Here is a 12,148-nt window from a genome sequence, read left to right on the forward strand (position 1 = left end):
AGATCCCGTGTTGTTCCGCCGCACCCTCCGCACGTCCGCCGCCACCCTCGCCCTGCTCCTGCCCTTCGCGGCGGCGTGCGGGACCCAGGCACAGGCCGGATCCTCGTCCTCCGTCACCCTCCGGGTCGGCGCCACCGGCTGGAAGCTCGAAGAGGCGATCCTGAAGTACGCCGGTCTCGACGACACCCCTTACCAGGTGAAGTGGAGCCAGTTCCAGGGCGGTGACCAGCAGCTCCAGGCGATCCGCGCCGGCGCCCTCGACCTCGCCTCCTCCAGCGAGATCCCACCGGTCTTCGCGGCCGCCGACGGCGACCCCAACTTCAAGGTCGTCGCCGTGCAGCGCGGGGCGACCCTCAACCAGGAGGTCGTCGTCCCCAAGGGCTCCAAGGTGACCGGCATCGCCGGCCTCAAAGGCAAGAAGATCGGCTACGTCAAGAACACCACCGCCCACTACTTCCTGTACGAGCTGCTGAAGCGGGCGGGCCTGCAGTGGTCCGACGTCGACGCCAAGCCGCTCCTTCCCAACGACGGCCTCGCCGCCCTCAACGGCGGCAGCATCGACGCCTTCGCCTCCTACGGCACCTCGATCATCACCGCCCACCAGCAGGGCGCGACGACGGTCGGCTCGGGCAAGGACATCCTGTCCGGCAACTTCCTGTGGTCGGCGCGGGACAGCGTTCTCAAGAGTCCACAGCGGAAGGCAGCCGCGGCCGATCTGATCGCCCGGATCACCAAGGCGTACGCCTATGTCCGCGACGGCCACGAGGACGGCTTCGCCCAGGTCACCGCCGACGCCACGCACCAGCCCCTCGCCCAGGCGAAGAAGGACCTCGTCGACGCCCAGGCCCAGCGTCCGACACAGGCCCGGACCGTCGGCGCCGACACCATCGCCTCGCAGCAGAAGGTCGCCGACGTCTTCACCGGACTCGGCGCACTCAAGGAGCACTTGGACGTGAAGTCGTTCTGGTCCACCGCGCTGAACGCCGACCTGAGGAAGGCCCTGTGACCGACCGCATCGCCGATCTCCCAGACCTCCCAGACCTCCCAGACCTCCCAGACCTCCCAGACCTCGCCGAACTCGCCGCCGAGTACGACCGTTCGGCCGCCTTTCCTGCCGCGTCCCTCCGGATCGCCCACGAGGCGGGGCTGCTCACCGCGACGATCGGCGAGCGGTACGGCGGCCGGGGCGCGGGTGTCGAGGAGACGGCCCGCATCCTGCACACGCTGGGGCGGTCCGACCCGTCCGTCGCCCTGATCACCGCGATGACGCTGACCACCCATGCCCGGCAGGCCGCCGCGCCGCACTGGCCCGAGGAGCTGTACGCGCGGGTGGTCAAGGAGTCGTTCGAGCGTCCCGTTCTGATCAACCACGCGCGCGTGGAGCCCGACCTGGGCTCCCCCGCCCGGGGCGGGCTGCCCGCCACGCTCGCGCGGCGCACGGCCGACGGCTGGTCCCTCAGCGGCACCAAGCGGTTCGTGACCGGCGCCGAGGGGCTCGACTGGTTCCTGGTGTGGGCGAGCACCGACGAACCGGAACCGCGGGTGGGGACATTTCTCGTGCCCGGCGGCTCGACCGGAATCGAGATCACGGGTCGCTGGGACCAGTTGGGGCTGCGCGCCAGCGGCAGCCACGACGTGACGTTCCGGGACGTGGCAGTCCCGTACGAGCACGTCGTCGGCATCGGCCCGCACGGGCCGGCCGCCGAACAGGACAACCGGGCGGGCGCCGCCATTCATCTGCCGCTCGCCGCGCTCTACTTGGGCGTCGCGCGCGCCGCACAGGACTTCTTCCACACCTTCGCCCGCACCCGCGTACCCGCCAACCTGGGCCGTCCGGTGGCCCGTACCGAGCGCTTCCGGCGCACAGCCGGGGAGATCGAGGTGCTGCTCGCCGCCGCCGAGCAACTGGTGTTCGACGGGGCCGCGAAGGTCGGCGCCGGCGACAGCTCGTACAGCCCGGAACAGGCCTTGGGCGCACGGGTGCTGGCCGACCGGCACGGGGTGCGGGCCGTGGAGCTGGCCGTACGGCTGCTGGGCAACCCGGCGCTGGCCCGCGGCAACCCGCTGGAGCGGCACTTCCGGGACATCCAGTGCGCGCCCGTGCACGCGCCCCAGGAGGACATCTCACTGCTCGCGATCGGCACGAAGGTGCTGGACGAACCAGTGGCCGCCGCACCGGAAACGAAGGGGTCGGACCGATGACCATCAGCCCCGGAACGAAGGCGTTGGACCGATGACCATCACTCCCGGAACGAAGGTGCTGGACCGATGACGACCGCACCGGAACGAACCGCCTCCGCCAGGCTCCTCGGGCTCCTCGCCCGCGATCTGCCGCCCGACCGGCTGAGCACGGACCCGGCGGTGCTCGCCGCGCACGCCACCGACCGGTCCGGCAGCCGGCCCGCCGGCGAGGCGCTGGCCGTGGTGCACGCCCGGCGTACGGAGGACGTGACCGTCGCCCTCCGGCACGCGCACGCGCTGCGCGTGCCGGTGGTGCCGCGCGGCGCGGGGACCGGACTGTCGGGCGGGGCCACGGCGAGCGAGGGCTCCCTGGTCCTGGACCTCTCCGGGATGAACCGCATCCTCGAACTCGACGCCGACGACCAGCTCGCCGTCGTCGAACCCGGGGTCATCACGGCCGACCTGGACCGGGCGGCAGGCGCGCACGGACTGCGGTACGCGCCCGATCCGGCGAGTGCGGCGCTGTCCACCATCGGCGGGAACATCGCGACCAACGCGGGCGGCCTGCGGTGCGCGAAGTACGGGGTCACCCGGGACAGCGTCCTGGGCCTGGAGGCGGTCCTCGCCGACGGGACGGTGGTCAGGACCGGCCGCCGTACCGTCAAAGGCGTCACCGGCTACGACCTGACCGCCCTGCTCACCGGCTCGGAGGGCACCCTCGCGGTGATCACCTCGGCGACACTGCGCCTCAGGCCGGTCCCGGTGGCGACGGCCACGCTCGCCGCCTACTTCGCCTCCTTCGAGCAGGCCGCCGATGCCTCGTACGCGATCACCCGGGCCGGGGTCGAGCCCGCGCTGGCGGAGCTGGTCGACGGGCCCGTGCTGCACGCCATCGACCCGGCGCTGCGGGAGCGGGGCGCCGCGTTGCTGGTGGTGCAGTGCGACGGCGCGGGCGCGGCGGCCGAGGCCGCGGCGGTGGCCCGGCTGATGGCTCCCCTGGCCACGACGGTTCAGACCACGGAGGACCCCGCCGAGGCCGAGGCTCTGCTGGCCGCCCGCCGCCTCGCCCTGCCCGCGCTGGAGCGGCTGGGCCGCCCGCTCATCGAGGACATCGCGGTCCCGCGCTCCCGGCTGGCCGAGGCGGTCCGCGAGATACGGGCGATCTCCGCCCGCCACGACGTGCCCGTGTTCACCCTCGCCCACGCGGCGGACGGCAACCTGCACCCGATCGTGGTCGTGGACCCGTCCCTGGACCGGCTGCCGGAGGCCGCGTGGGAGGCGGCCGGCGAGATCTTCGCCCTGGCACTGCGGCTGGGCGGGACACTGACCGGCGAGCACGGGGTGGGTTTGCTGAAGCGTCAGTGGGTCGCCGAGGAGCTCGGCCCCGCGGCCCACGCCTTGCAGCGCAGACTCAAGGAGGTGTTCGATCCCCGGGGGATCCTGAACCCCGGAAAGTGCCTGTGAGCGGGCCCGGCCGCTCCCCTTGCCGCTCCACGGTGGCCGGGCCCGTTCGGGTACGTCCCTACGGCCTCGCCAGCAGGGTGCGGACGCCCTCCGAGGTGAGCGTCAGCGGATGCGCGGAGTTCGCGTCGATGGTCAGGGACAGGTCGTCGGCCGGCCACTGCGCGGCGAGGGCGCCCAGCGGGACCAGACGGTAGCGGGAGACGTAAGGGAGGAGCTCGGCCATCTCCGGCTCGGAGGTGAACACGGGCACCACCGGAGCGCCGTCCGGCTGCTCGAGGACCGGCAGCGCCACCACGCTGGAATCACCGGCCTCCTCCTGAGCGGCATCGTCGGGCACCGGCACCAGCACCTCGCTGCTCGCGAGGGCCGCCAGCGCCGCCGTGTCCTCGGTGTTCTCGGCCAGCGCGTCCAGCGCCCGCCGGGCCGGTGTGGCGGTGTTGTCGTACGCGGGTGTTTCCATGGCTGATGATTCCCCTGGTAGCGGCGGTCGTGCGGCCCGCCCGGGGCAAGATCGCCCCAAGTGCGGTCCTGCTCGCGTACCCGACCGCGGCCGGAGCATTCCTATGGTTCTCCGCAGATCACGGAAGGGCTCAGCGGCACCGGGTGTCTCCGTTCGTCAGTCTCCGGTCAGATCCTTCACGGTGACCACACGAATCAGCGGCGCGTACAGCTCCATCACCTGAAGGGCCCTCTCGTGCGAGGCGTCGTCCGCGCCCGCGCACGCGTCGGACACCACCAGGACCTCCACTCCCGCGTCGGCGGCGGCCAGGGCGGTGGACAGGACGCAGCAGTCGGTACTGACCCCGGCCAGGACCAGGCGGCCCTCGGGGCCGAGGCGGGCGGCGAGTGCGGGGGTCCACTTGCCGAAGGTGGGAGCGTCCAGCACGTGCCGTGCCCCGGCGGCGAACTCGTCCGTCAGCTGCCAGAGCGGGGCGTCGGGCGGCTGCAGGGCGAAGGGCCACTGCTCGTAGTACCTCCGCCAGGCGCCGGTGGGCTTCTCGGGGGCCAGGAAGCGGGTGAACGTGACGCGGTCCCCGAACGCCGGCAGCAGTCGTCGTACGCCCTGTGCCGCCTCCGTGAAGCGCGGGGCCGCCCACGGGCTGTCGGGGTCGGCGAAGACGCGCTGCATGTCGATGACGGCGAGCGAGCCAGTAACCATGCGATCGGCGGTCACGCGACCGCCCCCTCCTCCACCGTCGGACTCGGCGCCTTCGCCTCCTGCTCACGCACCCGCCCGCGCCCCGGTGCCAGGGTGCCCAGGAAGCCGATCGCCAGGGCGGCGAGGACGCCGAGGTTGGCGTACGCCCATGAACCGGACTTGCCGCCGAGGCCCAGGGGGTCGAGCAGATAACCCTGCCACTCCAGCCAGCCCGCGGCCGAGTTGGTGACCAGGCCCCAGCCGAGGGCGGTGGCGGCGAGGGTGAGCAGCAGCGGAGTGGGCGGGACGTCGCCGTAGCGGCCCCGCGGGCGATAGAGGTCGCCCTCGTCGTAGTCGCGGCGGCGCAGGAGCAGATCGGCGAGCATGATGCCGCACCAGGCGGCGATGGGAACGCCCAGCGTGGTCAGGAAGCCCATGAACTGGCCGAGGAAGTCGTCGGCGACGAACACGATGTAGACCGAGCCCGCGATCATCAGGACACCGTCGACGAGGGCGGCCAGATAGCGGGGCACCCGCAGACCCGCGGAGAGCAGGGCGAGGCCGGAGGAGTAGATGTCGAGGACCGCGCCTCCGACCAGGCCGAGCACCGCGACCACGGCGAACGGCACCAGGAACCAGGTCGGCAGGATGGTGGTCAGGGCGCCGATCGGGTCGGCGGCGACGGCCGCGTTGAGCGCGGTGGAGGAGCCGGCCAGCAGCAGCCCGAACACCAGCAGGAGCAGGGGCGCGACCGACGCGCCGAAGGTGGTCCAGCCGACCACCCCCCGGCTCGACGAGGTGCGGGGCAGATAGCGGGAGTAGTCGGCGGCGGCGTTGACCCAGCCGAGGCCGAAGCCGGTCATCATGAACACCAGCGCGCCGATGAACTCCTGCGCGGAGCCCGCCGGGACGGCGCTGACGGTACTCCAGTGGATGTGGTCCGCGACGAGCCCGATGTAGACGAGGGTCAGGACGCCGGTGACCACGGTGATGACGGTCTGCAGCCGCATGATCAGGTCGAAGCCCATCACGCCGCCGACGACGGTGAGCGCGCCGACCACGATCAGCGCGACGAGCTTGGTCTCCGTACCGCCGCCCCAGCCCAGCCGGACGAAGACGGTCGCGGTCGCCATGGTGGCGAGGGAGCACAGCACGGTCTCCCAGCCGACGGTGAGCATCCAGGAGACCACCGACGGCAGACGGTTGCCGCGCACTCCGTACGCGGCGCGGCTCAGCACCATCGTCGGTGCGGAGCCGCGCTTGCCGGCGACGCCGACGAAACCGCACAGCAGGAACGAGAAGACGATGCCGATCACTCCGGCGACGAGCGCCTGCCAGAAGGAGATCCCGAAGCCGAGCGCGAAGGCGCCGTAACTGAGCCCGAGGATGGAGACGTTGGCCCCGAACCAGGGCCAGAACAGCGTCCGCGGAGTGCCCTTGCGCTCGGCGTCGCCGATCACGTCGAGCCCGTGTGTCTCCACCTGGAGTTGTCGGCTCGGTGCTCTTCCTCCGGTGGAAACCTCGGCCTTCGGAGACTCTGCCATCGTCGACCTGCCTGTCTGTACCTGTCGGGCGGAGGCGGGGTGGGAGGTCGAGAGTGACTCGAACGCTCGTCGCATGCATACCGTTCGAGACCAAGGATCATGCCTGCACGCGCCGGCCCTCTGGGAGCCATGACAGTCGTCCGGCAGTCGTCATGGGCGCAGCGTGCGCACGTCCATGACGACTGCGGACGAGAAAACGGGTCCGGCACTGGATCAAGCGGTGGTGCAGGCCGAACCGTTGAGCGTGAACGCGGTCGGAGCGGTGTTCGTGGTGCCCTTGCCGGCGATGAAGCCGAGGGTGACCGATCCGGCGGCGGGGATGGTGGAGGTGTAGGAGGCGGGGGCGACGCTCACCGTGGCGCCGGTCTGGGTGGGGGTCCCGCCCCACATGTTGGTGATGGTCTGCCCGTTGGCGAAGGCGAAGGCGAGGGTCCAGCCGCTGATCGCGGTGGTGCCGGTGTTGCGGATGACGATCTCGCCCTGGAAGCCGCCGGACCACTCGTTGGTGGCGCGGTACGCGACGGAGCAGGCTCCGGCCGGGGCGCTGCCGGTGGTGACGTTCACCGTGGCCGAGCGGGCCGAGCGGTTCCCGGCCGCGTCCCGGGCGTAGACGGCGAAGGTGTACGCGGTGTCGGCGGTGAGGCCGGTCACCGTCACCGAGTTGGTGGCGGAGGCGGCGGCCTTGGTCTCGGTGCTGCCGCTGACGCGGACGACGTCATAGCCGGCGATGCCAACGTTGTCGGTGGACGCGGTCCAGGAGAGGGCGGCGGACGTGGCCGTCACCGCGGAGGCGGTCGGGGTGCCGGGCGCGGTCGGGGCCTGGGTGTCCCCCGGGTTTCCGCCGCCGAAGACGGTGGCTTCCTCTGCGGTCTGGGCGATGCCGTTCGCGCCATGGAAGATGCGCTGACCCCACGAGCTGAGGTTGTCGGGGTCGAAGCCGATCGACAGGTCGAGGATCGGGTCGGTGTTTCCGCTCCAGGACCAGGCCAGATAGCCGAGGTCGAGCTGCTCGGCGGTGGCCATCATGGTGTCCTCGTCGGGGTCGCCCCACTGGTCGGCGGGGCCGCCGAACTCGCCGATGAGGATGGGCAGTCCGGCGTCGACGAAGGCGTTCAGGTAGTCGGTGATCTCCTGGGCGGTGTCGTAGACGCTGTACATGTGGATCGAGAAGATCAGGTTGCCGGTGGTGTCGGCGTCGTAGACGGACTGGGCGTTGGCGCGCATGACGCCCTGCCAGTCCTGGCCCCAGTTGGGTGCGTCCACCATGATCGTGTGCTCGAACCCGGCGGTGCGCAGTTTCTTGATCGCGGCGATCGTGGGGTCGGTCCAGCCCGCGGGGTCGGTGTTGCCCCAGGGCTCGTTGCCGATGTTGACGATGACGTAGTTCTCTTCGCCGGCGAGCACGTCCTTGAGGCCGATCCAGTAGTCGGCGGCGTGGTCGAGGGTGCCGGCCGCGGTGTCCTCGCCGTAACCGGTGGTGTCGTGCACCTCCAGGACGCAGATCAGCCGGTTGGCCTTGCACTGGGCGACGACGTTCGCCACGTCGGCCGGGCTGTTCTCGGTCCAGCGATGGCCGTCGGAGAGGACGCCCCGGACGCTGTTGGCGCCCAGCGCCTTGATGTCGGCCAGGGACTGGGTCTCGCCCGGGTACCAGGTGTGGGCGTGGTTGACGCCGCGCATGACGAAGTCGTTGCCGTTGCCTTCGAGCAGTCGGCCGTCGCTGATGTGGAGGCCGGTGGCCCGGGCGCCGGGCGCCCGGGGCTCGGCCTGAGCCAGGGCGGCGGTCGGACAGAGGACGCCGAGGACGACGAGTCCGAGCAGTGCGGCGAGGCCGGTCAGCAGACGGGCCAGTGGGTCCTTTCGTGTCGTACTTCTTGCTGTTCTCACTGCGACTCCAGGGGTGAGCGCCGAGGAACTCTGGCATGAGTAGTGTCGTGGGAGCGCTCCCATGAAGCCACCATGCCAAGTACACGTCAAGACATCGCGCACGCATCGTCACGTGGCGTCGTAGGCGGGCAGACGCCCGAGGGGGTCGTGGCCCCGCCGACCGGGACCACGACCCCTCGCTCACAACCGCGTCGAATCAGGCTGCGTCACGCGACTCAACGGCGCGTTCCCGTGCCCAGCAGATCGGGCAGCGGGTTGACGAGACCGCCGCTCGGCGACTGGCGCTGGGCCGAGGGCCCGGTCGGCCAGACCGCGGGGCAGTGGGTGCCCTTGCGCGGAGTCTTCAGGGTGACGAGATAGGTGTCGATGGCGTCCCGCGCGCACGGGCTCAGCCAGTAGTCGCCGTGGCCGGCACCGTCGTACGTGAGGAACACGGCCTCGCGGCCGATCTGGCGGGCCGCGTTGGAGCCCCAGGAGTGCGGGGTGGCCACGTCGTAACGGCTGTTGGTGACCAGGATCGGTGGGGTGCCGTCGACCCGGAGCCGGTGCGGCGGGTTGGTCACCTCGGTCGGCCAGTTCTGGCAGCCGGTCAGGTCCGTCCAGGCGAGGGAGTTGAGCCGGGTGAGGGGGGCGAGGCGGGTCAGCGCGCGTTCGAAGCGGGCCAGCGTGCCGTACGAGGGCAGGTCGAAGTCGTAGTCCTGGCACATCACCGGGAGGTACGCGAATTCCGTCGGCTCGCCGCGCTTGCCGAGGGACCGGTCCGCCGCGGGCTCGGGGGCGTCCAGGTAGGCGAGGTCCTCCGCGAACTGGAACCAGGTGGCCGGGTCGTACATGTAGCCGAAGGCGAGGCCCTGGAGGTCCTGGGTGGTGAAGGTGTAGGGCGGGTCGCCCGGCAGGACCAGCTCACCCGCGTCGGCCCGCTTGTAGAGCGAGTCGAACAGGGCGCGGGCGTCCTGGTCGTGGAGCACGCAGGACGCCGTACGAGCGCACCAGTCGGCGAACTGGCCGTAGGACTCCTCCATCGCGACGGTCTCGGTCTTCTGGTAGGTCCACGGGTCGAGGCTGTGGTCCATGTTGGAGTCGAGTGTCATCGCGCGGACGCGGTGGGGGTAGCGCTCGGCGTACTGCTGGCCGATGCCGGTGCCGTAGGAGACGCCGTAGTAGCTGATCCGCTTCTCGCCGAGGCCGGCGCGGATCGCGTCCATGTCGCGGATGACGCTCGCGGTGTCCATGTGGTCGACGAGCGGACCGGTGAGCTCGCGGCAGTTCTCGCCGAGCGCCTGGTTGGCCTCACGGAGTGCGGCGAAGGAGGCGGCGCTGTCCGGGTAGAGCAGCGCACCCTGCGCGGCCACCCGGTCCCCGTCGCACTTCACCGGGTTGCTGAGGCCGACGCCGCGCGGGTCGAAGCCCACGATGTCGAAACGCTCCAGCAGCGCGGGCGAGAAGGAGTCGGGGGCACTGAACGCGAAGCCCACACCGGAGCCGCCCGGGCCACCGGGGTTGATCAGCAGCGAGCCGATCCGGTGCTCGGGGTCGGTGGCCAGGTGGCGATTGAGGGCCAGGTCGATGGTGGCACCCCGCGGCCGCTTCCAGTCCACGGGGACCTTGATGGTGGCGCACTCGAAGGTGCCCTCGCCGGAGGGCGATTCACAGGGTTCCCAGGCTATTCGCCCGGGTGCCGGCGTCTTGGCCGCGGGGGCCGCGACGGCGGTCCCGGCGAGCAACTGGCCGAACAGCGCGGTGACCAGGGCTCCGACGGCCAGTCTTCGGCGGCCTCTGCGACGCGGGGACAGTGGGGGGTTGGACAGCACAGATGTTCCTTATGGGTCAGGAGTACACAGACGGATCACAGCATGACCCGAACCTCCTTGCAGGACAAGGAAACTGATGATCGGTCAGCGAGCGGGCCGACGGCGCCTCGCCGACCTGGTGATCCACTGACTGTGCACGTACCCAACCCACTGACGTGACGGCCAAGCCCACCACCTGGCCGAAATCCCCGCGACACACATATTTACAGCCCTTGTTACCTCCCTTACTGTGAACGTTCACGGAACCCGCTACATGCGCATGTCAAGCCCGACAGCTTGGCTTCGCCACGTCTCGATCAAAGGAGTTCGGGATGACCGTGATCGGTCCAGGTCGCACAGTGAAGGCCGCCCTGCTCATGGCAGCCGTCGCCCTGCCCGCGTCCCTGCTCACCACCCCCACGACCGCCTCCGCCGCGGGCACGCTCACCATGCGCGGCGCCGATGTGTCGACCGCGCAACGTGCGATCGACCTCGGTGCCAAGTACTACGACGCGAGCGGCACCGCCAGGGATCCGCTCGACATCCTCAAGGGTGCCGGCGTCAACTACGTCCGCCTGCGCGTGTGGAACAACCCGGCCAGCGGCTACAACAACAAGGCCAAGGTGCTGTCGTACGCGAAGCAGGTGAAGGCCAAGGGCCTCAAGCTGCTGGTCGACTTCCACTATTCCGACACCTGGGCCGACCCGGGCAAGCAGTACAAGCCGGCGGCCTGGTCCAGCCACAACATCAGCCAGCTGCAGACGGACGTCTACAACTACACGTCCGACGTCTGCAACAGCCTCAAGTCCCAGGGCACCACCCCGGACAGCGTGCAGATCGGCAACGAGATCAACGTCGGCATGCTGTGGAACGAGGGCAAGGTGGTGAACAACGACTTCACCAACCTCAGCCTGCTGCTCAAGTCGGGTTACAACGCGACCAAGGCGTGCAACAGCGGTACCCAGGTGATCATCCACACGGCCAACGCGGACAGCGACGAGCACGCGCGCTGGTTCTACGACGGCATCAAGGCCAAGGGCGTCAACTGGGACATCACCGGGCTGTCGTACTACTGCCCGTGGCACGGCACACTGGCCAACATGGGCAGTGTCGTGTCCGACATGAAGTCCCGTTACGGCAAGGACGTGGTCATCGCCGAGACGGCGTACCCGTTCACCTCGGGGAACGCGGACAGCACGAGCAACTCGATCACCACGGGCTGTTCGGGCTACCCGCTCACCTGGCAGGGCCAGGCCGACAACTTCACCGCCGTGCAGAACACGGCCCGCAACGCGGGCGCGATCGGTGTCTTCTACTGGGAGCCGACCTGGTACGCGGTCAACGGCAACGGCTGGGACCCGGCCGACATCAACAACAGCGGCAACGGCTGGGACAACATGGCCATCTTCAACTGGACCGGTCAGGTAAACCCGAACGTCAAGTGGACCCCGTAGTACTTGGTAGTTCTTGGTGCCCGGGTGCTTGTCGCCCGGTGACGAACGGCACCGTCTTCGGACGGTGCCGTTCGTGTGTTCGCCGCGCGGGAAGGTGCCACCGTCCTCCGACCCCGGCCTCTGTTACAGAATGGAGGACATGAGCATCGTCAAGATCAACGTACTCACGGTTCCCGAGGACCAGCGCGAAACGCTGGAGAAGCGGTTCGCGGCTCGCGCGGGTGCCGTGGAGAGCTCGGACGGTTCGAGCTGCTGCGCCCGGTGGAGGGCACCGACACCTACCTCGTCTACACGCGCTGGCGCACCGAGGAGGACTTCCAGAACTGGATGTCCGGACGGGGCCAGGCGGCGCACAGCGGTGGTGGCGAGGCGGGCGGCGAGCGGCCCAAGCCCGCGGCGAGCGGGGCGACGCTGTGGTCCTTCGAGGTGGTGCAGCAGGCGGCGCCCAAGCAGGGCTGAGGCAGACCCGGGGCACGCCCTGGGGCCGGCGAGCGGAGAGGCAGTGCCCTCCGTCGGCCCCGGGGCGTGCTTTTTCGTTTCCTGCCGCGCCGCCTGCGCAATGTCTTGACGTGTTCATTTCTGTCGTCAAGCATGCGGTGAGCTCGATTGCTTCTGGTCGATTCTGTGCCTCTGTGCCTCTGTGCCTCTGTGCCTCTGTGTTCTGTGTTCTGTGTTCTGTGTTCTGTGCAT

Annotated in this window: 9 protein-coding genes and 1 pseudogene; 5 read left to right on the plus strand and 5 right to left on the minus strand. The window is 70.2% G+C overall.

The window, feature by feature from the left end:
- Window positions 1-7: 7 nt before the first annotated feature.
- The 3 genes from QFZ76_RS06535 (at window position 8) to QFZ76_RS06545 (ending at window position 3,645) form a co-directional block, all read left to right on the plus strand.
- Entirely contained in the window at window positions 8-1,006 is a 999-nt protein-coding gene (locus QFZ76_RS06535; RefSeq protein ID WP_307672803.1) for an ABC transporter substrate-binding protein, read from the plus strand.
- Window positions 1,003-2,202: an acyl-CoA dehydrogenase family protein gene (locus tag QFZ76_RS06540; protein WP_307672804.1), complete on the plus strand. Its 1,200-nt coding sequence runs from the start codon at window positions 1,003-1,005 to the stop codon at window positions 2,200-2,202. Before QFZ76_RS06535 ends, QFZ76_RS06540 begins: the two co-directional genes overlap by 4 nt.
- 66 nt (window positions 2,203-2,268) lie before the next feature.
- Complete coding sequence (locus tag QFZ76_RS06545; protein ID WP_307672805.1) at window positions 2,269-3,645, plus strand: FAD-binding oxidoreductase; 1,377 nt, start codon at window positions 2,269-2,271, stop codon at window positions 3,643-3,645.
- Between the two features lie 58 nt (window positions 3,646-3,703).
- Here the strand turns inward: QFZ76_RS06545 and QFZ76_RS06550 are convergent, their stop codons facing one another.
- From QFZ76_RS06550 to QFZ76_RS06570, 5 genes are all read right to left on the minus strand, one after another.
- A complete protein-coding gene (locus QFZ76_RS06550) occupies window positions 3,704-4,105 on the minus strand; it encodes an SseB family protein (RefSeq protein WP_307672806.1) in 402 nt (133 codons plus the stop codon).
- Between the two features lie 156 nt (window positions 4,106-4,261).
- The gene (locus QFZ76_RS06555; protein WP_307679947.1) at window positions 4,262-4,804 is read right to left on the minus strand and encodes a cysteine hydrolase family protein; all 543 of its coding nucleotides are present in this window, start codon (window positions 4,802-4,804) and stop codon (window positions 4,262-4,264) included.
- An 11-nt stretch (window positions 4,805-4,815) separates the two neighbouring features.
- On the minus strand, window positions 4,816-6,327 hold the full coding sequence (locus tag QFZ76_RS06560) for a cytosine permease (protein ID WP_307672807.1): 1,512 nt from the start codon (window positions 6,325-6,327) through the stop codon (window positions 4,816-4,818).
- A 213-nt stretch (window positions 6,328-6,540) separates the two neighbouring features.
- On the minus strand, window positions 6,541-8,214 hold the full coding sequence (locus QFZ76_RS06565; protein WP_307672808.1) for a cellulase family glycosylhydrolase: 1,674 nt from the start codon (window positions 8,212-8,214) through the stop codon (window positions 6,541-6,543).
- 215 nt (window positions 8,215-8,429) lie between these two features.
- Window positions 8,430-10,025, minus strand: coding sequence for an alpha/beta hydrolase (locus tag QFZ76_RS06570; protein WP_307672809.1), 1,596 nt, complete (start codon window positions 10,023-10,025; stop codon window positions 8,430-8,432).
- A 311-nt stretch (window positions 10,026-10,336) separates the two neighbouring features.
- On the opposite strand from QFZ76_RS06570, the gene QFZ76_RS06575 reads away from it, so the two are divergent.
- Complete coding sequence (locus QFZ76_RS06575) at window positions 10,337-11,458, plus strand: glycosyl hydrolase 53 family protein (RefSeq protein WP_266445033.1); 1,122 nt, start codon at window positions 10,337-10,339, stop codon at window positions 11,456-11,458.
- Between the two features lie 139 nt (window positions 11,459-11,597).
- Window positions 11,598-11,917: pseudogene (locus tag QFZ76_RS06580) on the plus strand (antibiotic biosynthesis monooxygenase).
- Window positions 11,918-12,148 lie beyond the last annotated feature (231 nt).

This window comes from Streptomyces sp. V4I2, assembly GCF_030817655.1.
Classification (GTDB): Bacteria; Actinomycetota; Actinomycetes; order Streptomycetales; family Streptomycetaceae; genus Streptomyces; species Streptomyces plumbiresistens.

Bases quoted from the DNA above. Each gene is read 5' to 3' on its own strand.
- QFZ76_RS06545 (WP_307672805.1), top strand. From the start codon at position 2,269: ATGACGACCGCACCGGAACGAACCGCCTCCGCCAGGCTCCTCGGGCTC.
- QFZ76_RS06550 (WP_307672806.1), bottom strand. From the start codon at position 4,105: ATGGAAACACCCGCGTACGACAACACCGCCACACCGGCCCGGCGGGCG.
- QFZ76_RS06555 (WP_307679947.1), bottom strand. From the start codon at position 4,804: ATGGTTACTGGCTCGCTCGCCGTCATCGACATGCAGCGCGTCTTCGCC.
- QFZ76_RS06560 (WP_307672807.1), bottom strand. From the start codon at position 6,327: ATGGCAGAGTCTCCGAAGGCCGAGGTTTCCACCGGAGGAAGAGCACCG.
- QFZ76_RS06575 (WP_266445033.1), top strand. From the start codon at position 10,337: ATGACCGTGATCGGTCCAGGTCGCACAGTGAAGGCCGCCCTGCTCATG.